At 70.8% G+C, this 25,858-nt stretch carries 20 protein-coding genes and 1 tRNA gene; 6 read left to right on the top strand and 15 right to left on the bottom strand.

Features of this window, described 5'->3' with window-relative positions; genetic code table 11:
- Nucleotides 1-514 precede the first annotated feature (514 nt).
- The 7 genes from OCJ37_RS15250 to prpB all read right to left on the bottom strand — a co-directional run bounded on the left by OCJ37_RS15250 (nucleotide 515) and on the right by prpB (nucleotide 10,929).
- Nucleotides 515-1,528: a nucleoside hydrolase gene (locus OCJ37_RS15250; protein WP_263110575.1), complete on the bottom strand. Its 1,014-nt coding sequence runs from the start codon at nucleotides 1,526-1,528 to the stop codon at nucleotides 515-517.
- Nucleotides 1,529-1,603: 75 nt separating this feature from the next.
- Complete coding sequence (locus OCJ37_RS15255) at nucleotides 1,604-3,823, bottom strand: TonB-dependent receptor (RefSeq protein ID WP_263110576.1); 2,220 nt, start codon at nucleotides 3,821-3,823, stop codon at nucleotides 1,604-1,606.
- Between the two features lie 440 nt (nucleotides 3,824-4,263).
- On the bottom strand, nucleotides 4,264-5,454 hold the full coding sequence (prpF, locus tag OCJ37_RS15260; protein WP_263110577.1) for a 2-methylaconitate cis-trans isomerase PrpF: 1,191 nt from the start codon (nucleotides 5,452-5,454) through the stop codon (nucleotides 4,264-4,266).
- A gap of 30 nt (nucleotides 5,455-5,484) precedes the next feature.
- A complete protein-coding gene (locus tag OCJ37_RS15265) occupies nucleotides 5,485-5,946 on the bottom strand; it encodes an SRPBCC family protein (protein ID WP_263110578.1) in 462 nt (153 codons plus the stop codon).
- Between the two features lie 103 nt (nucleotides 5,947-6,049).
- Nucleotides 6,050-8,662, bottom strand: coding sequence for a Fe/S-dependent 2-methylisocitrate dehydratase AcnD (acnD, locus tag OCJ37_RS15270; RefSeq protein ID WP_263110579.1), 2,613 nt, complete (start codon nucleotides 8,660-8,662; stop codon nucleotides 6,050-6,052).
- Between the two features lie 166 nt (nucleotides 8,663-8,828).
- Entirely contained in the window at nucleotides 8,829-9,995 is a 1,167-nt protein-coding gene (prpC, locus tag OCJ37_RS15275; RefSeq protein ID WP_263110580.1) for a bifunctional 2-methylcitrate synthase/citrate synthase, read from the bottom strand.
- Between the two features lie 46 nt (nucleotides 9,996-10,041).
- Entirely contained in the window at nucleotides 10,042-10,929 is an 888-nt protein-coding gene (prpB, locus tag OCJ37_RS15280) for a methylisocitrate lyase (protein WP_263110582.1), read from the bottom strand.
- 120 nt (nucleotides 10,930-11,049) lie between these two features.
- Between prpB and OCJ37_RS15285 the strand changes: the two genes are divergently transcribed.
- The 5 genes from OCJ37_RS15285 (at nucleotide 11,050) to OCJ37_RS15305 (ending at nucleotide 18,283) form a co-directional block, all read left to right on the top strand.
- Complete coding sequence (locus tag OCJ37_RS15285; RefSeq protein WP_263110583.1) at nucleotides 11,050-12,285, top strand: citrate synthase family protein; 1,236 nt, start codon at nucleotides 11,050-11,052, stop codon at nucleotides 12,283-12,285.
- Nucleotides 12,286-12,407: 122 nt separating this feature from the next.
- Nucleotides 12,408-13,016: a transcriptional repressor LexA gene (lexA, locus tag OCJ37_RS15290; RefSeq protein WP_263110584.1), complete on the top strand. Its 609-nt coding sequence runs from the start codon at nucleotides 12,408-12,410 to the stop codon at nucleotides 13,014-13,016.
- The gene (imuA, locus tag OCJ37_RS15295; RefSeq protein WP_263110585.1) at nucleotides 13,016-13,642 is read left to right on the top strand and encodes a translesion DNA synthesis-associated protein ImuA; all 627 of its coding nucleotides are present in this window, start codon (nucleotides 13,016-13,018) and stop codon (nucleotides 13,640-13,642) included. Before lexA ends, imuA begins: the two co-directional genes overlap by 1 nt.
- 10 nt (nucleotides 13,643-13,652) lie before the next feature.
- On the top strand, nucleotides 13,653-15,098 hold the full coding sequence (locus OCJ37_RS15300) for a Y-family DNA polymerase (protein ID WP_263110586.1): 1,446 nt from the start codon (nucleotides 13,653-13,655) through the stop codon (nucleotides 15,096-15,098).
- A complete protein-coding gene (locus tag OCJ37_RS15305; protein ID WP_263110587.1) occupies nucleotides 15,095-18,283 on the top strand; it encodes an error-prone DNA polymerase in 3,189 nt (1,062 codons plus the stop codon). Before OCJ37_RS15300 ends, OCJ37_RS15305 begins: the two co-directional genes overlap by 4 nt.
- A 107-nt stretch (nucleotides 18,284-18,390) precedes the next feature.
- Here OCJ37_RS15305 and OCJ37_RS15310 read toward each other — a convergent pair whose 3' ends face one another.
- Nucleotides 18,391-19,155: a DNA-formamidopyrimidine glycosylase family protein gene (locus OCJ37_RS15310; RefSeq protein WP_263110588.1), complete on the bottom strand. Its 765-nt coding sequence runs from the start codon at nucleotides 19,153-19,155 to the stop codon at nucleotides 18,391-18,393.
- A gap of 162 nt (nucleotides 19,156-19,317) precedes the next feature.
- The gene (locus OCJ37_RS15315; protein ID WP_263110589.1) at nucleotides 19,318-20,133 is read right to left on the bottom strand and encodes an SDR family NAD(P)-dependent oxidoreductase; all 816 of its coding nucleotides are present in this window, start codon (nucleotides 20,131-20,133) and stop codon (nucleotides 19,318-19,320) included.
- Between the two features lie 153 nt (nucleotides 20,134-20,286).
- Here OCJ37_RS15315 and OCJ37_RS15320 point away from each other — a divergent pair, with 153 nt between their 5' ends.
- Nucleotides 20,287-20,601 carry a winged helix-turn-helix transcriptional regulator gene (locus tag OCJ37_RS15320; protein ID WP_263110590.1) on the top strand — a complete coding sequence of 105 codons (315 nt, stop codon included), beginning with the start codon at nucleotides 20,287-20,289 and terminating at the stop codon, nucleotides 20,599-20,601.
- A 225-nt stretch (nucleotides 20,602-20,826) separates the two neighbouring features.
- Here the strand turns inward: OCJ37_RS15320 and OCJ37_RS15325 are convergent.
- The 6 genes from OCJ37_RS15325 to OCJ37_RS15350 all read right to left on the bottom strand — a co-directional run bounded on the left by OCJ37_RS15325 (nucleotide 20,827) and on the right by OCJ37_RS15350 (nucleotide 25,453).
- Nucleotides 20,827-20,901: transfer RNA gene (locus OCJ37_RS15325), tRNA-Val, on the bottom strand.
- Between the two features lie 76 nt (nucleotides 20,902-20,977).
- Nucleotides 20,978-21,331 (bottom strand): PilZ domain-containing protein, encoded by a 354-nt coding sequence (locus OCJ37_RS15330; protein ID WP_263110591.1) that lies wholly within the window; start codon nucleotides 21,329-21,331, stop codon nucleotides 20,978-20,980.
- On the bottom strand, nucleotides 21,328-22,305 hold the full coding sequence (locus OCJ37_RS15335) for a DNA polymerase III subunit delta' (protein WP_263110592.1): 978 nt from the start codon (nucleotides 22,303-22,305) through the stop codon (nucleotides 21,328-21,330). Before OCJ37_RS15335 ends, OCJ37_RS15330 begins: the two co-directional genes overlap by 4 nt.
- A complete protein-coding gene (gene tmk / locus OCJ37_RS15340; protein ID WP_263110594.1) occupies nucleotides 22,302-22,970 on the bottom strand; it encodes a dTMP kinase in 669 nt (222 codons plus the stop codon). Before tmk ends, OCJ37_RS15335 begins: the two co-directional genes overlap by 4 nt.
- On the bottom strand, nucleotides 22,967-24,028 hold the full coding sequence (gene mltG / locus OCJ37_RS15345) for an endolytic transglycosylase MltG (protein ID WP_263110595.1): 1,062 nt from the start codon (nucleotides 24,026-24,028) through the stop codon (nucleotides 22,967-22,969). Before mltG ends, tmk begins: the two co-directional genes overlap by 4 nt.
- 75 nt (nucleotides 24,029-24,103) lie before the next feature.
- A complete protein-coding gene (locus OCJ37_RS15350) occupies nucleotides 24,104-25,453 on the bottom strand; it encodes an aminodeoxychorismate synthase component I (protein ID WP_263110596.1) in 1,350 nt (449 codons plus the stop codon).
- Nucleotides 25,454-25,858: the final 405 nt, after the last annotated feature.

A 25,858-nucleotide genomic window follows, 5' to 3' on the forward strand; every position in this document is an offset into this window, starting at 1 on the left:
AGGATGCAGTCGGGACTGAAGTCCCTCCCACAGTGCACCCGGCGAGCTGGCTGCAAGTGCGTGTAGGAGCGGCTTCAGCCGCGACGAGCGAAGCCTGGAATCGCGACGGTTTCGGCACTCGGTCGGGCTGAAGCCCCTCCTACGATGCACCCAGGCGGTTGGCCGCGAATCCTGTAGGAGCGGCTTCAGCCGCGACGAGCGAAACCTGGAATCGCGACGGTTTCGGCACTCGGTCGGGGCTGAAGCCCCTCCTACGATGCACCCAGGCGGTTGGCCGCGAGTCCTGAGGAGCCGGCCGCCGCGAGTCTCCTGTGGGAGCGACTTCAGTCGCGACGATCGGCGCCGGGAACCGCAACGCATCGGCTACCTGCCGGGGCCGAAGCCCTCCTGCAGTGCATCCAGGCGGTTGGCCGCGAATCCTGTAGGAGCGGCTTCAGCCGCGACGAGCGAAGCGGGAAATCTCGTTCGCTTCGGATCCGGTCGGGCCGAAGCCTTCCGCGGTTTACCGCCGGCCTCAGCGCAGCAGGCGCTGCATGTACAGCGCGATCAGCCGTGGCCGGTCCAGTGCCAGGCAGACCTGGGCGTTGGCGGCGCCGGTTGCGGCGCGGCGGCCGTCCGCCGCGCCGCCGGGCGGCAGTTCCCGCGTATAGCCCTGGTCGTCGACGGCGATGCGCAGCGGCACGGTCGGGCACAGGCTGGGGTCGAGCAGCTGCGCCACCGGCACCACATCGAACAGGGTCGGGGTGGCGCTGGCCCAGGGCTGGTCGGTGTCGCGCCACTGGTAGTACAGCTGCGCCAGCGCATCGGTCAGCGGGTCGCCGTGGGCGAACAGCGCTACCCGCTCCGGCTCTTCCAGGGTCACCTGGGTCGCGTCCAGCGGCAGCATCACGATCGGCACGCCGGCGCCGAACACGCGCTGCGCGGCGGCGATGTCGGAGACGATGTTGTACTCGGGCGCCGGCGCGCTCGGCGGGCGGTAGCGCGACTTGCCGTAGCCGGCGCGCACCGAGCCGCCCATCAGCACCACCTGCCTGAGCTGGGCGAAGCCCTGCGGGTCGCGCGCGAGCGCGCGCGCCGCGTCGGTCAGCGGGCCGAGCACCAGCAGCGTGACCTGGCCGGGATGGCGCCGCGCCTGCGCCAGGATCAAGTCGGCCGCATCCGGCGCCTTGCGCGGCGGCGTGCCCTTCGCCGCCCAGCGCGCCTGGCTGAAGGGAATGCCGCTGGCGGTCCTGTGGCCGATCGCCAGCGGGATGTCGCCGCGTCCGGCCTGCTGCAACAGCCGCTGCAGCAGCTGCGCGCGCAGCCCGGTGTCGCCCCAGGCCGAGCCGATGCCGAGCACCTGCAGTTCCGGGCTGCGCAGCAGCAGCGCCAGCGCGAACGCATCGTCGATGTCGTCGCCGATGTCGGTGGACACGACCACCTTCTGCGCCGCGACCGGCCCCATGGCCGCGTCCGCCGCATTGCCGGCTGCCGCGATCGGCGCCAGCGCCAGCAGCGCCAGCGCCGCCCACCCTTTCAGATTGCGCATGCGCGCCTCCGCAAAAAAGAAACCGCCGGCATGATAGCCGGCGGTCCGTGGTTCACCGCAGTGCCGACGCGCCGATCAGAAATTGGCGCGGAACTGCGCGCCGACGATGCGCGGATCGTTGATGAAGCCGGTGAGGTTGTTGAAGTCGATCGCACCGGTGGCGCGGATCTGGTTGGTGCAGTTGCGGCAGAACACCGACACCTCGTACGCGCCGGCGCCCCAGTTGTAGCCGATCTTGGCGCCGCCCTCGAACAGCGGCTGGCCGACGAACTCGCGCGAGTCGTACAGGAAGAAGTTGATCTCGCTGCGGTAGGACCAGTCGGTGTAGAAGAAGAACTCGGCGTCGTCGCCGACCGGGATGCCGTAGCGCAGCGTGGCGTTGCCCATCCACTTGGCCGCCTGCGGCAGCACGTTGCCGTCGATGATGGCATTGCCGGCGGCGTTGAGCGGATCGGTCACGGTGCAGGTGCGGCACACGCCGACCGACAGGGTCGGATCCTCGATGCGGGTCCAGTTGTAGGCGCCGCCCAGGGTGAAGCGCAGGTTCTGGGTCAGCAACGCTTCGAAGTCGAACTCGGCGCCGCGCGCCTTGGAGGTGTCGGCGTTGAGCAGGCGCACGTCGTTGGAGGTACCGCCGACCGCGGTCAGCTGCTGGTTCTTCACCCGGAAGTCGTAGACGTCGAAGCTGATGCGCGCGCGCTTGTCGAACAGGTCGGACTTGATGCCGATCTCGTAGGAATCCACGGTCTCCGGCGCGGCCACGGTCAGCGGCGCGGTCGCCGACGGCACGCCGAAGCTGGCGCCGCGGAAACCGCGCGCGGCACGGGCGTAGACGTTGACGTCGTCGTTGATGGCGAAGGTCGCGCTGAGGTCGCCGGTGACCTTGGAGTTGTCGGTGCTGCCGGTGGACGGCTCGAGCAGGGTGACGCGGTCCAGCGCCAGCACGTCGAAGGTCTTCTTGTCGTAGGTGTAGCGGATGCCGGCGCGCAGGTTCAGGCGATCGGTCGCGGCGTAGTTCAGCGAGCCGAACGCCGCCCACGAGGTGTTGCGCTGGCGGGTCAGCTGGTAGCTGCTCAGATCGCCGCCGCCGAAGGTGTCGTAGGTGTAGTTCTCGCCTTCCACCGAATCGTGGAAGTAGTACAGGCCGGCCTGCCAGTTGAGCGGGCCTTCGTACTGCGATTCGGCGCGCAGCTCCTGCGAGTACTGGTCCAGGTTCTTGATGCCGCCGGCGGTTTCCACCGGGAACGCGATCACGCCCGGGCCGGACGGCGGCGCGAACACCGCGCCGTAGCCGCCGTCGATGTCGCCGCGGCTGTAGTACTTGCCGATGCCCTCGTAGCCGGTGATCGAGTGCAGCACGATGTCGCCCAGGTCCCAGGTCAGGTTGACGCTGCCGCCGTAGGTCTGCAGTTCCTGGGTGTTGGCGCCGTCGATGGAGACCTTGTCCGGATCGAAGCCGGCGACCAGCTGGTTGCTGCCCGGCCGGAAGATGTTGGCGCGGAACAGCCGTGCGGTGCCGTCGAGGTGGCGCGCATGCGCGTTGAACAGCGCGCTGAAGTCCTCGCCGGGCTGGAACAGGAGCTGCACGCGCACCGCCGAGTCGGTGTAGCCCTCGAACGAACGGTCGTCGACGGTGTTGTCGACCCAGTCGTCGCGGCGCTGGCCCAGCGCCGACACGCGCGCGGCCCACTTGTCGCCCATCGCCACGCTCAGGCCGGTTTCCATGGTCATGGTGCCGTAGGTGCCGTAGGACAGGCTGGCGTAGCCGTCGTTGGCGCCGATGGTCGGCTTGACCGAGTTGAACTTGACCACGCCGGCCGGCGTGTTGCGCCCGAACAGCGTGCCCTGCGGGCCGCGCAGCACTTCCAGGCCCTCCAGGTCGAAGATCGGGAAGCCCTTCAGGAACGCGTTCTCGGCCACCACGTCGTCGTAGATCAGCGACACCGGCTGTGAGGCGTAGGTGTTGAAGTCAGTGTTGCCGTAGCCGCGGATGTAGAAGCGCGGGAACACGCGGCCGTTGGAGGACTCGACGTTGAGGCTGGGCGCCTTGCCGGCCAGCACGCGCACGTCCGAACCGCTGGTGGCGATCGCGTCCAGGTATTCCGGGCGCAGCACGCTGGCCGACACCGGCACGTCCTTGGAATCCTCCGAGCGCCGCTCGGCAGTGACCTTGACCGCATCCAGGCGGGCGATCCCGTCGGTGCCGTCGGCCTGTTGGGCGGCGGCGGAGAACGAGAGGGCGGAAACGACGGCTACGGCAAGTGCGCTGGCGCGCAGCGACCAACTGGCGGACATGGGAACTCCGGACGTGGAAGGGGCGAGAACGGGGTGCGCGCCGCCGGCAACCGATGTCGCGCCGCAGCATAATTAACACAAAATACACATGCTTTGCATGGGCCGGTCACTTGAACACGTTAAGGCGGCGACCGCGCAGTACGCCGACCGCGGCGGCGCCCAAGCCGCGACGCGGGCGCGGCACGCCGTCGACCACACCTGCTGCGTGCCTGTGCCCTGCCGATGCCCCGCTCCCGGCCCGCGCTTCGGCTCCCAGTCCTCCGGTGCCACTGCCCTTTCGGCCGGATGGCATCGCGCTGCTGCGCAACGCCCCCTGTAGGAGCGGCTTCAGCCGCGACCGCTCTACACGCGAAGCCCGGTCGCGGCTGAAGCCGCTCCTACAAGGTCCAGACTGGATCTTCGGCGCCACGGCGGTGCGGCCGGGCTGTCAGCGCTGCCGCTCAGCAGGTGTCGCCCGGCACCCGCACCCAGCCTTCCATCAATACCCGCGCACTGCGGCTCATGATCGCCCTGGTCACGGTCCACTGGCCGTCCACCTGCGTGGCTTCGGCGCCGACCCGCAAGGTGCCCGACGGGTGGCCGAAGCGCACCGCCTGGCGCGCGCCGCCGCCGGCCGCGCGGTTCACCAGCGTGCCCGGGATCGCCGCGGCGGTGCCGATCGCGACCGCGGCGGTGCCCATCATCGCGTGGTGCAGCTTGCCCATCGACATCGCCCGCACCAGCAGGTCGATGTCGGCGGCAGCCACCGGCTTGCCGCTGGAAGCGAGGTAGTCGGCCGGCGGCGCGACGAAGGCGACCTTGGGCGTGTGCTGGCGCGTGGCCGCCTCTTCCAGCGTCGCGATCAGGCCCATGCGCAGCGCGCCGTGCGCGCGGATGGTCTCGAACCTGGCCAGCGCCTGCGCATCGCCGTTGATCGCGTCCTGCAGTTCGGTGCCGCGGTAGCCCAGCGCCTGCGCGTCGAGGAAGATGGTCGGGATGCCGGCATTGATCAGGGTCGCCTCGAAGGTGCCGACGCCCGGCACCTCGAGCGCATCGACCAGGTTGCCGGTGGGGAACATCGCTCCGTCCGCGCCGTCCTCGTCGGCGGCCGGATCCAGGAACTCGAGCTGGATCTCGGCCGCGGGGAAGGTCACCCCGTCCAGTTCGAAATCGCCGCCTTCCTGCACCGCGCCGGCGGCCATCGGCACCTGCGCGAGGATGGTCTTGCCGATGTTGGCCTGCCAGATCCGCACCGTGGCCAGGCCGTCGTGCGGAATGCGCGCGGGGTCGATCATGCCGGCAGCGATCGCGAACGGCCCCACCGCCGCCGAGAGGTTGCCGCAGTTGCCGCTCCAGTCCACGAACGGGCGGTCGATCGCGACCTGGCCGAACAGGTAGTCCACGTCGTGGCCGGGACGCGTGCCCGGCGCCACGATCACCGCCTTGCTGGTGCTGGACGTGGCCCCGCCCATGCCATCGATCTGCTTGGCGTAGGGATCGGGGCTGCCGATCACCCGCAGCAGCAGCGCATCGCGCGCCGCGCCGGGCACCTGCGCGGCCGCGGGCAGGTCCTGCAGGCGGAAGAACACGCCTTTCGACGTGCCGCCGCGCATGTAGGTGGCGGGAATGCGGAGCTGGGGAAGCTGGGACATGGGCGTTCCGATCGGGGTGGATGAAGCGGCTCAGGGGGCGTCGGGAATCTCGGCCTCGACCAGCTGCGCCAGCAGGGTCAGCGACTCCTGCCAGCCGAGGTAGCAGAACTCGACCGGGATCTGTGCGGGGATGCCGTCCTGCACGATGTCCAGCTCGGTGCCGCAGGCCACCGCGCGCAGCTTGACCGTCACCTTCATCTCGCCCGGCAGGTCCGGGTTGTCGAACGTGTCGGTGTGGCGGATCAGCTCGCCCGGCACCAGTTCCAGGTAGGTGCCGCCGAAGGACTGGCTGGAACCGGTGCCCAGGTTGGTGAAGGACATCCGGTAGCTGCCGCCCACGCGCGCATCCAGCGCATGCACGGTGGCGACGAAGCCGTGCGGCGGCAGCCATTTGGCCAGCGCCGCCGGTTCCAGGAAGGCGCGGTAGATGCGCTCGGCCGGCGCGCGCAGGACGCGGTGCAGGCGGACGGTGCCGGGATTGCCATTGCTCATGGTGATGTCCTCAGCGGTGATGGCGCGCGCAGGATGGCACGCGCTCATGACACCGACGAATGGGGCGGGCCGATTTCGACACTGCCAAAAAATCCTGCCCGGATCAGGCGGCGGACGCCTCCAGGAAATCCTGCGCGAAGCGCTGCAGCACGCCGCCGGCTTCGTAGATCGCCAGTTCCTCGGCGGTGTCCAGGCGGCAGATGACCGGCACGTCCAGGCGCTCGCCGGTCTTGCGGGTGATGGACAGGGTCAGCGTCGCGCCCGGGGTGCGCGCGCCGAGCACGTCGAACAGCTCGCTGCCGTCGATGCCCAGGGTGGTGCGCGTGGTGCCGGGCTGGAACTCCAGCGGCAGCACGCCCATGCCGACCAGGTTGGTGCGGTGGATGCGCTCGAAGCCCTCGGCCACGATCGCCTCGACCCCGGCCAGGCGCACGCCCTTGGCCGCCCAGTCGCGCGAGGAGCCCTGCCCGTAGTCGGCGCCGGCGACGATCAGCAGCGGCTGCTTGCGCGCCATGTAGGTCTCGATCGCTTCCCACATCCGCATCACCTGCCCTTCCGGCTCCAGCCGGGTCAGCGAGCCGCGCTGGACCTGGCCATCGACCACGGCCATCTCGTTGAGCAGTTGCGGGTTGGCGAAGGTGGCGCGCTGCGCGGTGAGGTGGTCGCCGCGGTGGGTGGCGTAGGAATTGAAGTCCTCTTCCGGCACGCCCATCCGCGCCAGGTATTCGCCCGCGGCGCTGTCGGCCAGGATCGCGTTGGATGGGGACAGGTGGTCGGTGGTGATGTTGTCGCCGAGCACCGCCAGCGCGCGCATGCCGCGCAGCGTGCGCGCGCCGGCCAGCGCGCCTTCCCAGTACGGCGGGCGGCGGATGTAGGTGCTGCGCTCGCGCCACGCGTACAGCGGCGCCACCTGCGCACCGGCCTGCGCGCTGCGCGCGAACATCGGCGCGTAGACCTGGCGGAACTGCTCGGGCTTGACGCTGGCGGCGACGATCGCGTCGATCTCTTCGTCGCTGGGCCACAGGTCCTTCAGGGTCACCGGCTGGCCGTCGCGATCCACGCCGAGCACGTCCTTCTCGATGTCGAAGCGGATGGTGCCGGCGATCGCGTACGCCACCACCAGCGGCGGCGAGGCCAGGAACGCCTGCTTGGCGTAGGGATGGATGCGCCCGTCGAAATTGCGGTTGCCCGACAGTACCGCGGTGGCGTACAGGTCGCGCTCGATCACCTCGCGCTGGATCGCCGGGTCCAGCGCGCCGCTCATGCCGTTGCAGGTGGTGCAGGCGAAGCCGACGATGCCGAAGCCGAGCCGCTCCAGCTCCGGCAACAGCCCGGAATCTTCCAGGTACAGTTGCACCGCCTTGGAGCCCGGCGCCAGCGAGGTCTTGACCCACGGCTTGCGGGCAAGCCCGCGCGCGTTGGCGTTGCGTGCCAGCAGGCCGGCGGCGATCACGTTGCGCGGGTTGCTGGTGTTGGTGCAGCTGGTGATCGCGGCGATGATCACCGCGCCGTCGGGCATCAGCCCCTGCGCCTGTTCGGCCTGGCCGGCTTGCAGCTTAGATGCGTCGGCGATGCCGCGCGCGGCCAGGTCGGACGTGGCCACGCGCTTGTGCGGATTCGACGGCCCGGCCATGTTGCGCACCACGCCGGACAGGTCGAAACGCAGCACGCGTTCGTACTGCGCCCGGGCCAGGTCGTCGGCCCACAACCCGGCGGCCTTGGCGTAGGTTTCCACCAGCGCCACCTGCGCGTCGTCGCGGCCGGTCAGCTTCAGGTAGTCGATGGTCTGCCGGTCGATCGCGAACATCGCCGCGGTGGCGCCGAACTCGGGGGTCATGTTGGAGATCGTGGCGCGGTCGCCCAGGGTCAGCGCGGCGGCGCCTTCGCCGTGGAATTCCAGGTAGGCGCCGACCACTTTCTGCGCGCGCAGGAATTCGGTCAGCGCCAGCACCACGTCGGTGGCGGTGATGCCCGGCTGCGGCCGCCCGCCCAGTTCCACGCCGACGATGTCCGGCAGGCGCATCCACGATGCGCGCCCGAGCATCACGCTCTCCGCCTCCAGCCCGCCGACGCCGATCGCCAGCACGCCCAACGCGTCCACATGCGGGGTGTGGCTGTCGGTGCCCACACAGGTATCCGGGAACGCCACGCCGTCACGCACCTGCACCACCGGCGACATCTTCTCCAGGTTGATCTGGTGCATGATCCCGTTGCCCGGCGGGATCACGTCGACGTTCTCGAACGCGCGCTTGGTCCAGTCGATGAAGTGGAAGCGGTCTTCGTTGCGGCGGTCTTCCACCGCGCGGTTCTTGGCGAACGCGGCGCGGTCGAAGCCGCCGTATTCCACCGCCAGCGAATGGTCCACGATCAACTGGGTCGGCACCACCGGATTGACCTGCGCCGGATCCCCGCCCTGCTCGGCGATCGCATCGCGCAGCCCGGCCAGGTCCACCAGCGCGGTTTGGCCGAGGATGTCGTGGCACACCACCCGCGCCGGGAACCAGGGGAAATCCAGGTCGCGGCGGCGCTCGATCAGCTGCGTGAGCGAGGCGTCCAGCGTGGCCGGATCGCAGCGCCGCACCAGGTTCTCGGCGAACACCCGCGAGGTGTACGGCAGCGTGGCATAGGCGTCCGGACGGATCGCATCGACCGCGGCGCGCGCGTCGAAGAAATCCAGCGAGGTGCCCGGCAGGGGTTTGCGGTAGTGGCTGTTCATGGCTGGCTACGAAGTGGGAAGAAAGCGAAGGCGCCCCTTCTCCCATCGGGAGGGGGGCCCCGAAGGGGCGGATGAGGGTCCGGGCGAAGCCTGGTGCAACCAAACGCGACGAGGCTGCGCCCGCACCCTCACCCCCAACTCCTCCCCCCGCAGGGAGAGGGAGCGATCAGCTGCGGCGGTCGATCGGCACGAACGCCTGGTCTTCCGGCCCGGTGTAGTTCGCGCTGGGGCGGATGATCTTGCCGTCGATGCGCTGCTCGATGATGTGCGCGCTCCAGCCGGCGGTGCGCGCGATCACGAACAACGGGGTGAACATCGCCGTCGGCACGCCCATCATGTGGTAGCTGACCGCGCTGAACCAGTCCAGGTTCGGGAACATCTTCTTGATCTCCCACATCACCGTCTCCAGGCGCTCGGCGATGTCGTACATCTTGCGGCTGCCCTGCGCGTCGGACAGTTCGCGCGCCACGTCCTTGATCACCTGGTTGCGCGGATCGGACACCGTGTACACCGGGTGGCCGAAGCCGATGATCACTTCCTTGCGCTCGACCCGCGCGCGGATGTCCGCTTCCGCCTCGTCCGGCGTGTCGTAGCGCTTCTGCACCTCGAACGCGACCTCGTTGGCGCCGCCGTGCTTGGGCCCGCGCAGCGCGCCGATGCCGCCGGCGATGGCGCTGTACATGTCGCTGCCGGTGCCGGCGATGACCCGGCAGGCGAAGGTGGAGGCGTTGAACTCGTGCTCGGCGTACAGGATCAGGCTGGTGTGCATCGCCTGCACCCATTCCTCGTGCGGCTTGAAACCGTGCAGCAGGTGCAGGAAATGCCCGCCGATCGAATCGTCGTCGGTCTCCACCTCGATGCGCTTGCCGTTGTGGCTGTAGTGGTACCAGTACAGCAGCATCGACCCCAGCGACGCCATCAGCTTGTCGGCGATGTCGCGCGCGCCGGGATGGTTGTGGTCGTCCTTCTCCGGCTGCACGCAGCCCAGCACCGACACGCCGGTGCGCATCACGTCCATCGGATGCGCCGACGGCGGCAGCTGTTCCAGCGCCGCCTTGACCGCGGCCGGCACCCCGCGCAGCGAGCGCAGCTTGGCCTTGTAGCCGCGCAGCTCGCTGTTGCTGGGTAGCTTGCCGTGCACCAGCAGGTAGGCGATCTCCTCGAACTGGCTGCTGCGCGCCAGGTCCAGGATGTCGTAGCCGCGGTAGTGCAGGTCGTTGCCGCTGCGGCCGACCGTGCACAGCGCGGTGTTGCCGGCGGCGGTGCCGGACAGGGCCACCGATTTCTTCGGCTTGAAGGCCGGTGCGGACTGGCTGGCGGTGGTGTCGTTCATGCGTGGTCTCCCAGGTAGCGCGGTCGTGTCATCGGGGCGGCGCAGATCATGCGCCCTTACCGGCGAACAGCGCGTCCAGCCGCTGCTCGAAGGCGTGGTAGCCGATACGTTCGTACAGTTCCTCGCGGGTCTGCATCGTCGCCAGCACGCCCTGCTGGTGGCCGTCGCGGCGGATCGCGGTGTACACCGCCTCGGCGGCCTTGTTGGCGGCGCGGAACGCCGACAGCGGGAACAGCTGGATCGCCACCCCGGCCGAGGCCAGTTCGTCGCGGGTGAACAGCGGGGTCTTGCCGAATTCGGTGATGTTGGCCAGCACCGGCACCTTCACCGCGTCGACGAAGCGGCGGTAGGTGTCCAGGTCGTAGGCGGCCTCGGCGAAGATGCCGTCGGCGCCGGCCTCCACGCAGGCGATGGCGCGCTCGATCGCCGCGTCCACGCCGTCCACCTGGATCGCGTCGGTGCGCGCGATCAGGAAGAAGTCGGCATCGGTCTTGGCATCGGCCGCGGCCTTGACCCGGTCGGCCATCTCGCCCTGGCTCACGATCTCCTTGCCGGGGCGGTGGCCGCAGCGCTTGGCGCCGACCTGGTCCTCGATGTGGCAGGCGGCCGCCCCGGCCTTGATCAGCGACTTGATGGTGCGCTCGATGTTGAACGCGCTGGGGCCGAAGCCGGTGTCGATGTCCACCAGCAGCGGCAGAGCGCATACGTCGGTGATGCGGCGCACGTCGATCAGCACGTCGTCCAGGGTGTTGATGCCCAGGTCCGGCAGGCCCAGCGAGCCGGCGGCGACGCCGCCGCCGGACAGGTAGATGGCCTGGTAGCCGGCGCGCTGCGCCAGCAGCGCATGGTTGGCGTTGATCGCGCCGATCACCTGCAGCGGCGACTCGGCGGCCAGCGCGGCGCGGAAACGGGCGCCGGCGGAAACGTGCGACATGGCGAACTCCTGAGCGAGGGCGGCGGCCCGCACGGGCCGTTCCGCGATGGGCGCCAATCTGTCACCATCGCCCCAGCCGATCAATCTTGATTCAATGAATCAACCTATCAGCGGATCCACATGTCCCCTGCCGCCGACCGCAACCTGATCTCCGCCGCCGAGGCCTGCGCCCTGCTCGGCATCAGCAGCGCCACGCTGTACGCCTATGTGAGCCGCGGCCTGCTCAGTTCGCGCGCCGGCGCCGACCACCGCAGCCGCGCCTACCTGCGCGCGGAGGTGGAACGGCTGGCGCAGCGCAAGCGCGTCGGCCGCGGCGCGGCGCGCGGCGCGGCGCAGAGCCTGGACCGCGGCCTGCCGGTGCTGGAGACGCGCATCTCGCTGATCCGCCCCGACAGCCCCTACTACCGCGGGCGCTCGGCGGTGGCCGCGGTGCGCGAGGGCGCCGGCCTGGAGGACATCGCGCGGCTGCTGTGGGAGTGCATGGACGAAGACCCGTTCGCCAGCGCCCCCGCCGCGCCCTGGCCGGCGCGCGTGGCGCCGCTGGCCGGCGACGCCACGCTGCCGCCGCTGGAGCGCGCCATGGCCTGCATCCCGCTGCTGGCGCTGGAGCTGCGCCAGCCGCTCAACGCCGCGCCGGCGGTGCGCCGCGAGATCGCCGCCACCTTGCTGCGGCAGAACGCCGCGCTGCTGGTCGGCACCCAGCCGGACGTGCAGCCGGTGCATCGCCTGATCGCCGACCACTGGCGCCCGGGCGATGCCGACTTCGCCGAACTGGTGCGTGCCATCCTGGTGCTGTGCGCCGACCACGAACTCAACGTCTCGGCCTTCGCCGCGCGCGTGGTCGCCTCCACCGGCGCGCCGCTGCACGCCACCGTCAGCGCCGGCCTGGCCGCGCTGTCCGGCCCGCGCCACGGCGGCGCCACCGCCCGCGCCCATGCCCTGCTGCGCGACGCGCAGGAGGCCGCCGACCCGGCGGCCTTCATCGCCGAACGCTGGCAGCGCGGCGACGACCTGCCCGGCTTCCACCACGCCCTCTACCCGGACGGCGACCCGCGCGCGGCCGAAGTGCTGCGCCTGCTGCGCGAACGCTGCGGCCACCATCCCCAGATGCGGCACGTGGAAACGGTGCTGGCCGCAGCCCAGGACTGCAGCGGCCAGGCGCCCAACATCGACGGCATGCTCGCGGCGCTCTGCCTCATCCACGACCTGCCCGCCGCCCACGCCCTGGTGCTGTTCGCCGCCGCCCGCCTGTCCGGCTGGCTGGCCCACGCGCTGGAGCAGCAGGCGCTGGGCAAGCTGATCCGCCCGCGGGCGCGCTATGCCGGGGTGATGCCCGAGGGCGCGGCGCCGGGCTGAGCGCGACAGCTTGCGCGGCAGGCGCCGCATCGCAACCCGCGCCCCTGCACCGCAGAGAAGGGCTGACCGGATTCAGTGAGCCGCGTCGCCAAATTGTCTGCGACGGTGTACAAATGTACACCATGGATACCCTCTCCCCACAACGCGCCGCCATCCTCGCCTACGTCCACGACTGCGCCGAGCAGGCCGGGCGGCCGCCGTCCCTGGCCGAGATCGCCGAGCGCTTCGGCTTCGCCTCGCGCAATGCGGCGCGCAAGCACGTGCAGGCGCTGGTCGAGGCCGGGCTGCTCGAGCATGTGCCGCAGCAGGCGCGCAGCCTGCGACCGGCGCAGGCGCAACCGCGCGGCGGGCTGATGCGGCTGCCGGTGCTGGGCCGGGTCGCCGCCGGCGCGCCGATCGGCGCCGACATCGGCCTGGACCAGCAGCTGCGCCTGGACCGCGCGCTGTTCGCGCTGCGCCCGGACTACCTGCTGCGCGTGCAGGGCGATTCGATGATCGACGACGGCATCCTCGACGGCGACCTGGTCGGGGTGCGGCGCAGCGCCGAGGCGCGCAACGGCCAGATCGTGGTGGCGCGGCTGGACGGGGAGCTCACCATCAAGCGCTACCGCCACGATGGCGCGCGCATCCAGTTGCTGCCGCGCAATCCGGCCTATGCGCCGATCGTGGTGCAGCCGGGGCAGGACTTCGCCATCGAAGGGCAGTACTGCGGCCTGATCCGGCAAGGCTGATGGGCGCCGTCGTCGCCCTCGACCGCCTGCTCGCCGAACGCCGGGTCTGGCGCGGCCAGCCGGCCGCACTGCCGCCCAGCGCGCAGCCCACCGGCCATGCCGCGCTCGACGCGGCGCTGCCGGCGCGCGGCTGGCCGGAAATGGCGCTGACCGAACTGCTGCACGCCGCCGACGGCATCGGCGAACTGCAGCTGCTGTGGCCGACGCTGGCGCGGCTGTCGCAGGGCGGCGGCCGCATCGTGCTGGTCGATCCGCCCTACCTGCCCTACCCCGGCGCCTGGGAACAGGCCGGGGTGGCGCTGCCACAGTTGCAGATCGTGCGCGCCGGCCCCGATGCGGCCTGGGCCGCCGAGCAATGCCTGCGTTCGGGCAGCTGTGCGGCAGTGCTGTGCTGGCCGGCGCAGGCCGGCGACAAGACCCTGCGCCGGCTGCAGGTGGCGGCCGAGAGCGGGCGCGCGCTGGGCTTCGCCTACCGCCCGCTGAAAGCCTCGGCCAACCCGTCGCCGGCCGCGCTGCGCATCGCCATCGATGCCGCGCCGGCGCAGTTGCGCGTGCTCAAGTGCCGCGGCGGCCTGCCGCCGGCGCGGCCGATCGCGCTGGCCGCGCCCAGCCCGGCATCGGCTTGAGCGCGCACGCATGCGCTGGGCCTGCATCCTGCTGCCGCAACTGGCGCTCGACACGGTGCTGCGGCGCTGGCCGACGCCGGAGGAGCCGCTGGCGCTGCTCAGCGGTCCGCCGCAGCGGCGCACGCTGAAGGCGGTCAACGCCGCCGCGCGCGCGCGCGGCCTGCAGCCCGGGCAGTCGCTGGCCACCGCGCAGGCACTGTGCGACCGCTTCGCCACCGCGCTGCACGATCCCGAGGAAAGCCGCCGCTGCCAGCAGTTCCTGGCGGCGTGGGCGTACCGTTTCAGTTCGCTGGTCAGCACCGATTACCCGGGGGCGCTGCTGCTGGAGATCGAGGCCAGCCTGGGCCTGTTCGGGCCGTGGCCGCGCTTCGAGGCGCGCCTGCGCGAGGAGCTGACCGCGCTGGGGTTCCGCCACCGCATCGTGGTCGCGCCGCATCCGCTGGCCGCGCGCGTGCTGGCCAACGCGCACGACGGCATCGCCCTGCTCGACAACGCCGCGCTGCAGTGCGCGCTGGGCCAGTTGCCGATCGCCCGCGCCGGGCTGCAGCCGGGCCTGGCCGAGGCCTTCGCGCGGATGGGCCTGCGCAGGCTGCAGCAGCTGTTCGCGCTGCCGCGCACGGCGCTGGCGCGGCGCTATCCGCCGGCGCTGCTGCAGCACCTGGACGCCTTGCGCGGGCAGGCGCCGCTGCCGCTGCAGTACTACCTGCCGCCGGACCGCTTCGACGCGCGGCTGGAGCTGGGCTATGCAGTGGAATCCAGCCAGGCGCTGCTGTTCCCGCTGCGCCGCCTGACCGCTGATCTGGCCGCGTTCCTGGCCGGGCGCGACGGCGGCGTGCAGCGCTTCCAGCTGCACCTGGAGCACGAAGGCCTGGCCGACAGCGTGGTACCGGTCGGGCTGCTCGCCGCCGAGCGCGAGGCGGCGATGCTGTTCGAGCTGGCGCGCGGGCGCCTGCAGCACGCCAGCGTGCCGGCGCCGGTGCAGGCCATGCGCCTGTGCGCCGACGAACTGCCGCCGTTCGTGCCCGCCGCGCGCGAACTGTTCGACGACCGCACGCAACAGGCGCTGCCCTGGGAGCAGTTGCGCGAACGCCTGCGCGCGCGCCTGGGCGACGACGCGGTGCACGGCCTGCGCGCGCATGCCGACCATCGCCCCGAACAGGCGTGGCGCGCCGAATCGGGCAAGCCGGCGCCGGCCGGCAAACCGCCCAAGGCGAACACGGCGATCGCCGGCACCGCATTGCCGCGCCCCGGCTGGCTGCTGACCCGGCCGATCCCGCTGCGCGAGCGCGACCCCGAACGCCTGGCCGGCCCGGAACGCATCGAAAGCGGCTGGTGGGACGACGCCGACGTGCGCCGCGACTACTACGTCGTGCGCACCCGCCAGGGCCAGCGCGCCTGGGTGTTCGCGCCGGCCGACGCGCCGGACGCCCTGATGCTGCACGGCTGGTTCGCATGAGCCATACCCCGCCACGCCCACGGCTGCGCGCCGTGCCTGCGCCGGCCGCGCCATCTGCATCGGCGCACGAGGCCACGCCCACTTCCACGCGCACGGTATTGCCCGACTACGCCGAACTGCACTGCCTGTCCAACTTCAGCTTCCAGCGCGGCGCCTCGCATGCGTGGGAACTGTTCCAGCGCGCCGCGCGCCACGGCTACCGCGCGCTGGCGATCACCGACGAATGCACCCTGGCCGGCATCGTGCGCGCCTGGCAGGCGGCCAGGGACACCGGGCTGGCGTTGATCGTCGGCAGCGAGATCCAGCTCGAGCACGGCCCCAAGCTGGTGCTGCTGGCCGAGACCCTGCACGGCTACCAGCAGCTGTGCCGGCTGATCACCCTGGCCCGCCGCCGCGCCGACAAGGGCGCGTACCGCGCGCTGCGCGAGGATTTCGACGGCGACCTGGACGGCCTGCTGTGCCTGTGGCTGCCGCGCGGCCATCGCGAAGACGACACCGACGGCGCCTGGCTGCAGGCGCGCTTCCCGCAGCGCCTGTGGCTGGCGGTGGAACTGCTGCGTGGCCCCGACGACGGCGCCCTGCTGCACGCACGCCTGCAGCTGGCGCAGCGCCTGCAGCTGCCCGCCGTGGCCTGCGGCGACGTGCACATGCACGCACGCGGCCGCCGCGCCTTGCAGGACACGCTGACCGCGATCCGCCAACGCCTGCCGCTGAGCGAGGCCGGCGCGCACCTGTTCGCCAACGGCGAGCGCCACCTGCGCCCGCGCGCCACGCTGGCCACGCTGTATCCGCAGGCGCTGCTGGCCGAATCGGTGCGCATCGCGCAGCGCTGCACGTTCGACCTCGGCCAACTGCAGTACCAGTATCCGCACGAACTGGTGCCGCGCGGGCAGACCCCGACGCAATGGCTGCGCACGCTCACCGAGCAAGGCGCCGCTACACGCTGGCCGAAAGGGGTCCCGGAAAAGGCCCGGCGCCTGATCGAACACGAACTCGGCGTGATCCAGCGCCTGGGCTACGAGTCCTACTTCCTCACCGTCTACGACCTGGTGCGCTTCGCCAGGTCGCGCCACATCCTGTGCCAGGGCCGCGGCTCGGCGGCGAACTCGGCGGTCTGCTACGCATTGGGCATCACCGCGATCGACCCGGACCGCATCGGCATGCTGTTCGAGCGCTTCATCTCCGAAGAGCGCAAGGAACGGCCCGACATCGACATCGATTTCGAACACGACCGCCGCGAGGAAGTGATCCAGTACATCTTCGGCCACTACGGCCGCGAGCGCGCGGCGCTGGCCGCGGTGGCGATCACCTACCACGCACGCAGCGCGGTGCGCGACGTGGCGCGCGCGCTGGGCCTGCCCAGCGATACCGTCGATGCGCTGTCGGCCGCCCTCGGCCAGCGCGACCCCGTCGAATCGCAGCAGGAACTGCTGCGCGAACGCGGCTTCGATCCGGACACGCCGCTGATGCGCCGGCTGCTGGTGCTGACCGGCGAGTTGATCGGGTTTCCCCGCCACCTGTCGCAGCACCCGGGTGGCTTCGTGATCTCCGAGCATCCGCTGCACACGCTGGTGCCGGTGGAGAACGCCACGATGGCCGAGCGCACCGTGATCCAGTGGGACAAGGACGACCTGGAACTGGTCGGACTGATGAAGGTCGACGTGCTCGCGCTGGGCATGCTCAGCGCGTTGCGGCGCACGCTGGACCTGCTGCGTGCGCACCGGGGCCAGAATCTGTCGCTGGCCACCATTCCCGCCGAAGACCCGGACACCTACGCGATGATCCAGCGCGCCGACACCATCGGCGTGTTCCAGATCGAATCGCGCGCGCAGATGGCGATGCTGCCGCGGCTGCAACCGCGCGAGTTCTACGACCTGGTGATCCAGGTGGCGATCGTGCGCCCCGGCCCGATCCAGGGCGGCATGGTGCATCCCTACCTGCGCCGCCGCAACAAGGAGGAAGAAGCCGACGACCTGCCGCCGCAGCTGTTCGAAGTCTTCAAGCGCACCCTCGGCGTGCCCTTGTTCCAGGAACAGGTGATGCAACTGGCGATCGTCGCCGCCGACTACGAACCCGGCGAAGCCGACCAGTTGCGCCGCTCGATGGCCGCTTGGAAGCGCCACGGCGGACTGGAACCGCATCGGCAGAAGCTGACCGAGGGCATGCTCAAGAACGGCTACAGCGCCGAGTTCGCCGCGCGCATCTTCGAGCAGATCAAGGGCTTCGGCAGCTACGGCTTCCCCGAGAGCCACGCCGCCAGCTTCGCCCTGCTCACCTACGCCAGCTGCTGGCTCAAATGCCACGAACCGGCCGCATTCACCTGCGCGCTGATCAACAGCTGGCCGATGGGTTTCTACAGCCCCGACCAGCTGCTGCAGGACGCGCGCCGCCACGGCCTGCAGGTGCGACCGGTCGACGTGCGCTACAGCGACTGGGACTGCGGCCTGGAACCGTGCAGCGACGATCCGAAGGCGCAGCCGGCGATCCGCCTGGGCCTGCGCCTGGTCCGCGGCCTGGCCGAAGAGGCCGCGCTGCGCATGCAGCAGGCGCGCGCGCAGGCGCCGTTCCGCGACCTGGCCGACCTGTGCCATCGCGCCGCGCTCGACGGCAAGGCGCGCGACAGCCTGGCCGACGCCGGCGCGCTGAAGCCGCTGGCCGGGCACCGCCATCGCGCACGCTGGGCGGTGGCCGGCGTCGAAGCGCAGCGGCCCTTGTTCGAAGCATTGCAGGCCACGCCGGAACGGCAGGTGGCGCTGCCGCTGCCCAGCCTCGGCGAGGACATCCGCGCCGACTACGCCACGATCGGCACCACCCTGGGCAAGCACCCGCTGTCGCTGCTGCGCCGGCAACTGGCCGCGCGCCGCTACCGCCATTCCGGCGAACTGCGCGCCCTGCCCCACGCCAGCGCGGTCGCCGTCGCCGGCCTGGTGACCATGCGCCAGCGCCCGCAGACCGCCAGCGGCGTCACCTTCGTCACCCTCGAGGACGAGCACGGCCTGGTCAACGTGGTGGTCTGGCGGCGCCTGGCCGACCGCCAGCGCCAAGCGCTGATCGAATCCAAGCTACTGGCGGTGCGCGGCCGCCTGGAAACCGCCGACGGCGTACGCCACCTGATCGCCGGCCACCTCGAAGACCTGACCCCGCTGTTGCTGGGGCTGGACATCCGCAGCCGCGATTTCCACTGAGAGACAAGCGCCCCACTCGTCGCAACGCACTGCGTTCTGGGGTTCCAGCGGCGGACACTGCCGCCGCATATGCGTCCGCGTTCGAACGTACCGGCCGAAACTGCTCTCTACGAGGCTCCAACATCGTCAGCATCCAGCGCATAGCGCCGCTGGCAATGCTCGCAGAAGAACGCACGCCGCTGCGCCTTGCCGAGCTGCTTGCGGTAGGTCAGCAGATGGCCGTCGCGCGGACAGGTGGTCTTGGTATGCACCTGGTAGTGCTTCTTCAGCACGTAGGCCTTCTTCCAGTGGTAGAAATCGAAGCTGTACTCGCGCGCCTGCGTCACCAGTTCGGCCAGCTTGCGCGGCGGCAACGCCCCGACCTCGCTCTCCGGATGCACGCGGATGCGGAACAGCACTTCGTTCTTGATGATGTTGCCGACGCCGGCGAACACGTCCTGGTCCAGCAACGCATCGGCGGCCAGCGTGCGCGGCCGCAGGCGCAGCTTGCGCCGCGCCTGCGCCGCGTCCCACTCCGGGTTCATCACGTCCCCGCGCCAGTCGTAGGCCTCGTCCAGCGCACCTTCGATGAACTTGACCGAACACGCGTAGAAATTGAGCTCCTCGCCCTTGGCGAAACCCAGGCTCAACCGCGGCGGCGCCTCCTTGCGCGCATTGATCCGATAGCTGCCGAACAGCAGGAAATGGATGCGCACGCTGAACCCATCGAACTCGATCAGGAAGTGCTTGCCCCAACTGCGCAGCGACAGGATCTTGCGATTTTGCATCCGCGCCAGCTCCTGCTTGCTGTTGCCGGATACCCGCAGCACCTTGCGGCCCGCGAACGCGGCCGCCTCTTCTTTCAGGATGACGATCGAAGGACCTTCAGGCATGGCCTCAGTATCGGCACGACCCGTGAGCCGGTCGTGAGCGTCTGCCGACGATACGATCAGCATCGGGAAATGAAGAGCACAACGGCGCAAGGTCGCCTCTTCGCTCGGCCGGGACAGCGTCGCGCCCGGCCGCCAACGACGTTCGCTTTTCGGCGGCAGCGGCTAAAGGCCGGGCAGCATTCCGCCATCGACGCGCAGGTTGATGCCGGTGATGTACGACGCGCCGTTGCCAGCGAGGAAAGCGACTGCGTCCGCAATTTCTTTCAGGCCGCCGACGCGGCCGACTGGCACCTGAGCGAAAAGCGGCAGGACCGCGCGTTCGATCTCCTGCCACGAGGCGCCCTCGCCCGCCAGCCCGCGCTCCTTCGCGACTTCGCGGAAGCGTTGATCGAGCGCGTCGCTATGGATGGTCCCGGGCGACACCGCGTTGACCGTGACGCCATCGGCTGCCACGGCCTTGGCCATTGAGACGGTCATGGCGTTCATCGCCGCCTTGCTTGCCGCGTAATCAGGACCGGATGGCGGCGGCATCAGGGCGGCCATGCTGGAGATGTTGATCACCCGCCCCCAACCGGCCCTGCGCATAGCGGGCAACAGTCGCGTGGTGATCCGAAGGGCTGCAAGCACGTTGCGATCGTAGGCCGATGCCCAGGATGCAGGCTGTGTGCTCGCCCAATCCTCCTTGGCACCGCCAGATCCGCCGGCATTGTTCACCAGAATCTGGATGTGGCCGGCCAGGTCCTGTGCTTCCTGGACCAGGCGCTGCACCTCGTCATCGTGCGTCAGATCGCCCACGACCATGTACGCGCGTCCGCCCGCGGCGTTGATCTCCAGCGCGACGCGTTCCGCCTGATCCCTGTCGCGACCGTGCACGACAACCGTAGCCGCTTCCTTCGCCAATGCCCGCGCAATCGCTTCGCCGATGCCCTTGCTGCTTCCGGTAACGAGCGCCGTCTTTCCAGCCAGTTGCAAATCCATCGCCGCACACCCAACTTGCAATCGTCGAACACATGGTCGAGCCACGAAATGAATGGCACAAGTACGCACTTTCAAGTGCCTGCACCGAGAGAAGAGCGTGCCGCCTGCCTTGGGCCGGATGGATCTGTCGCCCATGTCACACGCGTGGTGCGGATGATCCAGGGACGCTGGAAGCTTGCCATCCTGTTCCGGCTTTACGCCGATCCGTCCAGGCGCACCACCCATCTCAAGCGCGACCTTCCGGGCATCTCGCAGAAAATGCTCACGCAACATCTCCGCGAACTGGAAAAGGATCGGCTCATCGACAGGGTCGACTTCGGCGAAAAGCCTCCGCGTGTGGAGTACCGCCTCTCCGAAGCCGGCAAACACCTGCTGCCAGTCCTGCTGTCGACTCGGGCGTTTTCACAGACGCACCTCCCTGCTCTTGCGTCCGGTATTCCAGCGAACGCAGAGGGCGAAGCGTTCTAGAGGGCGGCAGCGGCCGGCAGCCGCTTCGCCGCCGCCGGCCAGAAGCGGACGCCGGCGACAACAACCCGCGGCGGGGCCTGGGCGATTCATCGACTGGATGGCTGCAGAGGCGTTTGCGCGCTCCCGAACGCCCGCGGGCCAACTCGCCACGTCGTCCTTACTGCGCTCGCCACAGCAGCGCGCAACAAAAAAGCCCCTGGAACCGGGGCTTTTTGCTTTACGTCGTGGTGGGCGGTGCAGGGTTCGAACCTGCGACCCTTGCCGTGTGAAGGCAATGCTCTACCGCTGAGCTAACCGCCCGTGTCGCGAGCCGCACATTATAGGGCTGCCGCGGCTGGCGTCAACGGTCCCGCGCGAGCCGTGCCCGCGCGGCGGCTCACATGGTCTGGGTGGGCTTGTCGGCGTTGAGGGTGCCGGCCAGCTGGGTCTCGATCCTGTTGCGGATGGTCTCGCCTTCGTTGTTGTCCGGCAGCTGCACGCCGATGCCGGCGGTGCGGTTGCCCTGCGCGCCCATCGGGGTCACCCAGATCACCTTGCCGGCCACCGGCAGGCGTTCGCTGGAATCGGGCAGGGTCAGCAGCAGGAACACTTCGTCGCCCAGGAAATAGCGCTTGGGCGTGGGCACGAAGATGCCGCCGTTCTTCACGAACGGCATGTACGCGCTGTACAGCGCCGCCTTGTCCTTCACCGCCAGCGACAGGATGCCCTGGCGTCCGCTCATCGCACTCATCGTTGTGTCCCTCTCCGGGCCGGGCGATCGCCATCGCGCCAGGCCAGCAACAGTTCCGCGATGGCCAGGTCGCCACGGACGGTGGTGCGCAGCAGGTCGCGGGTGCGGTTGGCTGCGTCGAACCAGGCGGCCAGCTTGTGCAATCGCGCCGGGTCGGTCAAGCCGGCCTGCGAGGCCTGCGCCAGCGCCAGGTCGGCGGCGTGGCCCAGGCGCTGCTCGGCCAGGCCGTCGCCGCTCCAGCGCTGCGCGGCGTCGAGGGTACCCAGCTTGCCGGCGGCGACCTGTTCCAGGTCGGCGGCCACCTGCCGGCGCAGCTTCAGGCCGTCCTCGCGCAGCCACTGCGCGGCCAACCCGGGGTGGCCGCGCGCGGCGTCCAGCGCTTCGCGCGCGGTCTTCTCCGGGAAGTCCTGGGCCAGCAGCCAGGCGATCGCCTCGTCGGCCGGCGGCAGCTTGAACTCCAGGCGCTGGCAACGGCTGCGGATGGTCGCCGGCAGCCGCGCCGGCTGCGCGCTGATCAGCCACAGGTAGCGGCCGGGCTGCGGTTCTTCCAGGGTCTTGAGCAGCGCGTTGCAGGCGGCGCGGTTGATCGCGTCGGCCGGGTCCACCACCACCACCTGGGCGACGCCGTACTGCGGGGTCAGCGACAGCTTCTGCGAGATCTCGCGCACCTGCTCGATGACGATCTCGGTGCGCAGCTTGTCGCCGGTGCGGTTGGGAATGAACGAGATCAGCTGCAGGTCCGGGTGGGTGCCGGCGGCGATCAGCTGCGCGCTGCGCAGGTTCGCCGCCGGTTCGCCCTGGCCCAGCACGTGCGCGGCCAGCTTCAGCGCCACCGCGCGCTTGCCCAGGCCGTCCGGGCCGCAGATCAGCAGGCCGTGGCCGAGCCGGCCGGCGTCCAGTGCGGCCACGGTCTGCTCGTAGGCGCGCTGCTGCCAGGGCGCGAACGGCAGCGTGTCGGTCGAAACGGGGCTCACGGCGCGCGCTCCTGCTGTACCCAGGCCGCCAGCGCCGCGGCCACGTCGTGGGCCACCGCCTGCGGCGGCTGGCTGGCGTCGATGGTGCGGAAGCGCTGCGGATCCTGCGCGGCGCGCTGGCGGAAGCCGGCACGCACGCGCTGGAAGAAATCGTCCTGCTCGCTCTCGATCCGGTCCGGCCACAGGTCGCGGCCGCTGGTGCGGGCGCGGCCGATGCGCACGTCCAGGTCCAGCAGCAGGGTCAGGCCGGGCTGCAGGCCGACCGCGCGCCGTTCCAGGTCGGCGATCCAGGCGCGGTCCAGGCCGCGGCCCTCGCCCTGGTAGGCGTAGCTGGAATCGGTGAAGCGGTCGCTGACCACGAAGGCGCCGCGCTGCAGCGCCGGACGGATCACCTGGCGCACGTGCTGGGCGCGCGCGGCGAACACCAGCAACAGCTCGGTCTCGGCGGCCAGCGGTTCGGCCGGCGCCTGCGCCGGCGCGTTGCCGAGCAGCAGTTCGCGGATGCGTTCGGCCAGCGGCGTGCCGCCGGGCTCGCGGGTCAGCACCACCTCGTGGCCCTGCGCGTGCAGCCAGTCGCGGATCGCGTTGATCGCGGTGGTCTTGCCGGCGCCCTCGCCGCCTTCCAGGCTGACGAAGCGGTGGTGGCGCAGCACGGCCTCGCTCATGGCGTCACCGCCGCGCCGTCGCGCGCCTGGCGCAGCCGCTGCAGATAGCGCGCCACCGCCGCGGTGTGTTCGGCATAGCTGGCGGAAAACACGTGCGCGCCGCTGCCGTCGCCGACCGCGACGAAGTACAGGCTGTCGCCGGGCGCCGGATTGGTCGCCGCGCGCAGCGCGTCGCGCCCGGGCATGGCGATCGGGGTCGGGGTCAGGCCGGCGCGGGTGTAGGTGTTGTACGGCGTGTCGGTCTCCAGGTCGCGCTTGCGGATGTTGCCGTCGTAGGCGCTGCCGATGCCGTAGATCACGGTCGGGTCGGTCTGCAGCTTCATGCCCTGCTGCAGGCGGCGCACGAATACGCCGGCGATCTGCGGCCGCTCGGCGGCCAGGCCGGTTTCCTTCTCCACGATCGAGGCCAGGATCAGCGCCTGCTCCGGCGATTGCAGCGGCAGGTCGGTGGCGCGCGCGGCCCAGGCCTCGGCCAGCGCCTTGTCCATCGCCGCATGCGCGCGCTGCAGCACGTCCAGGTCGCTGTCCTCGCGCTGGTACAGGTAGGTCTCCGGCAGGAAGCGGCCTTCCGGGTGCTGGGCGGGCTGGCCGAGCCGGGCCATCAGTTCGCTGTCGCTGAGCCCGGTGGTGACGTGGCGCAGCGGCGTGGCCGCGTTCAGCGCCGCGCGCAGCTGGCGGATGTTCCAACCTTCGACGATGGTGAAACGGTAGTGGATCACCTGGCCCTTGCGCATGCGCAGCAGCAGCTCGCGCGGGCTCAGCGCCGGCTGCAGCGCGTATTCGCCGACCTTGAGCTTGCCGGCGGCATCGAGCTGGCGCGCCAGCAGCTGCCATTGCAGGTTGCTGCCCTGTGCGACCCCGGCCGCGCGCAGCTTGCGCAGCATGCCGTTGAACGAATCCCCGCGCGCCACCTCCACGCTGGGCTGCGCGGCCTGCAGCGGCTGGTCGGCGAAGGCGCGATAGCCCTGCCACCACCACGCGCCGGCCGCGGCGGCCAGCAGCGCCAGCACCAGCAATGCCGCCAGCAGGGTCAGACACCCGCGTTTAGCCCAAGCCACGACCACCTCGAAGCGAATTCAACGGGGTGCAGGATACCGCGCGGCCGGCACCGGCCGGTATCGCGTGCGTGCCGCTCACGGTTCCAGCGCGCGCAGCAGGCCGCGCGCCTTGGCCCGGGTCTCGTCGAGTTCGCGCTCGGGCTGCGAGTCGACCACGATGCCGGCGCCGGTGCGGAACTGCGCCTGCGCGCCGTCCACCTCGGCGGTGCGGATCAGGATGTTCAGGTCCATGTCGCCGTCGCGGTTGAGCCAGCCGAACGCGCCGGTGTAGGCGCCGCGCGGAGTCTGTTCCAGCTCGGCGATGATCTGCATGCAGCGCACCTTGGGGCAGCCGGTGATGGTGCCGCCGGGGAAGGTGGCGCGGATCACCTCGCCGGGGCTGACCCCATCGCGCAGCCGCCCGCGCACGTTGCTGACGATGTGGTGCACGTGGGCGTAGCTCTCCACCGTCATCAGTTCGTCGACCTCGACGCTGCCCGGCGCGCAGACCCGGCCCAGGTCGTTGCGCTCCAGGTCGATCAGCATCACGTGCTCGGCGCGTTCCTTGGGGTGCCCGACCAGCTCGCGGATGCGCGCGGCCTCGTCGTCGCCGGGCGCGCGCGGGCGGGTGCCGGCGATCGGCCGGGTCTCGACCACGTCGCCGCGCACCGACACCAGCCGTTCCGGCGAGGAACTGACCACCGCGCGGCCATGGCCGACGAACAGGCCGGCGAACGGCGCCGGGTTGGCGCGGCGCAGCTGCGCGTACAGCGCGGCCGGGTCCAGATCGGCGGCGAAGCGCGCCGTCCAGCGCCGCGACAGGTTGACCTGGAACACGTCGCCGGCGCGCAGGTAGTCGAGGATGCGGCGCACGCCGTCGACGAAGCGCTGCGGCGGGTCTTCCTCGATCGCCAGCGGTGGGGTCCAGGCCGGCAACGCTGCGGCGGCGGGCAGCGCCTGCAGATCGGCGAGCGCCTGGTCCAGCAGCCCGGCGTACGCGGTTTCCGCCAGCGCCACGCATTCGCCGCTGGCGTGGTCGCGCAGCAGCGCGGCCGGGCAGCGCAAGGCCAGCGCGACCGGCGTCGCCGCCTGCCCTTGCGGCAACTGCAGCACCGGTTCGACCTGCGCGGCCAGTTCGTAGTCCAGCAGCAGCGCCCAGCCGCCGCGGAACGGCCAGCGCGGTTCCTCGCGCGCGCAGCGTGCGGCCTGCCAGTGAGCGTCCAGCGCCGCCAGGAAATCGCCGGCGACCGCGGCGCCGTGCAGGTCGCGGGTCGCCCCGTCGCGCTCCAGGCGCAGGCCCTCGCCGCTGGCGACCAGCAGCAGGTCCCAGCGTCCCTGCGCAGTGCCCGAGGCGGCCGATTCCAGCAGCAGCGGGTAGCGCTGCGGCGCCAGGCGGTGCAGCGCCAGCAGATCGGTGTCGGCCGGCAGGGGAACGGTACGCAGCATCGGAGACCCGCTGGAAGATGGAGATGACGCGGACGCAGGCGGCGGCGCCCTGCTCCATGCGAACGATCGGCGCCTACAACCCGCTACCTCGCGAAGCGCCTGGCACGAGCGTGCTGCAGCATGCGATAGAACGAACCGGCGCCGCCACCGCAGCAACCTGCCGGGCGACACGACGCCCCATCCGGCACCACCGCGACTGCAATTGACCTCGCGACGCGCGCCGCCAGAGCGCTGGCGCGTGCGGACCACGCCTCAGCGCTGCAGGCGCGTCATCGCGCGTAACGGACAACGCGCGACCCCAGAAGCATACGCACCACCAGGCGGCTTGCGCAGGCCGACAAACGAACGAAGCGCGGATCGCGAGAGGAACTGGGACGGCTCCAGCTCTTGCCAATCCCGAATCCC

This window comes from Xanthomonas sp. AM6 (assembly GCF_025665335.1).
Taxonomy (GTDB): Bacteria; Pseudomonadota; Gammaproteobacteria; order Xanthomonadales; family Xanthomonadaceae; genus Xanthomonas_A.

Coding starts and splice junctions, on each gene's coding strand:
- OCJ37_RS15265 (WP_263110578.1), bottom strand. CDS start 5,946: ATGAGCAATGGCAATCCCGGCACCGTCCGCCTGCACCGCGTCCTGCGC.
- prpF (WP_263110577.1), bottom strand. CDS start 5,454: ATGTCCCAGCTTCCCCAGCTCCGCATTCCCGCCACCTACATGCGCGGC.
- OCJ37_RS15320 (WP_263110590.1), top strand. CDS start 20,287: ATGATCCAGGGACGCTGGAAGCTTGCCATCCTGTTCCGGCTTTACGCC.
- OCJ37_RS15300 (WP_263110586.1), top strand. CDS start 13,653: ATGCGCTGGGCCTGCATCCTGCTGCCGCAACTGGCGCTCGACACGGTG.
- OCJ37_RS15285 (WP_263110583.1), top strand. CDS start 11,050: ATGTCCCCTGCCGCCGACCGCAACCTGATCTCCGCCGCCGAGGCCTGC.
- OCJ37_RS15350 (WP_263110596.1), bottom strand. CDS start 25,453: ATGCTGCGTACCGTTCCCCTGCCGGCCGACACCGATCTGCTGGCGCTG.
- OCJ37_RS15310 (WP_263110588.1), bottom strand. CDS start 19,155: ATGCCTGAAGGTCCTTCGATCGTCATCCTGAAAGAAGAGGCGGCCGCG.
- OCJ37_RS15330 (WP_263110591.1), bottom strand. CDS start 21,331: ATGAGTGCGATGAGCGGACGCCAGGGCATCCTGTCGCTGGCGGTGAAG.
- tmk (WP_263110594.1), bottom strand. CDS start 22,970: ATGAGCGAGGCCGTGCTGCGCCACCACCGCTTCGTCAGCCTGGAAGGC.
- imuA (WP_263110585.1), top strand. CDS start 13,016: ATGGGCGCCGTCGTCGCCCTCGACCGCCTGCTCGCCGAACGCCGGGTC.
- OCJ37_RS15250 (WP_263110575.1), bottom strand. CDS start 1,528: ATGCGCAATCTGAAAGGGTGGGCGGCGCTGGCGCTGCTGGCGCTGGCG.
- OCJ37_RS15315 (WP_263110589.1), bottom strand. CDS start 20,133: ATGGATTTGCAACTGGCTGGAAAGACGGCGCTCGTTACCGGAAGCAGC.
- OCJ37_RS15255 (WP_263110576.1), bottom strand. CDS start 3,823: ATGTCCGCCAGTTGGTCGCTGCGCGCCAGCGCACTTGCCGTAGCCGTC.
- prpC (WP_263110580.1), bottom strand. CDS start 9,995: ATGAACGACACCACCGCCAGCCAGTCCGCACCGGCCTTCAAGCCGAAG.
- lexA (WP_263110584.1), top strand. CDS start 12,408: ATGGATACCCTCTCCCCACAACGCGCCGCCATCCTCGCCTACGTCCAC.
- OCJ37_RS15305 (WP_263110587.1), top strand. CDS start 15,095: ATGAGCCATACCCCGCCACGCCCACGGCTGCGCGCCGTGCCTGCGCCG.
- prpB (WP_263110582.1), bottom strand. CDS start 10,929: ATGTCGCACGTTTCCGCCGGCGCCCGTTTCCGCGCCGCGCTGGCCGCC.
- acnD (WP_263110579.1), bottom strand. CDS start 8,662: ATGAACAGCCACTACCGCAAACCCCTGCCGGGCACCTCGCTGGATTTC.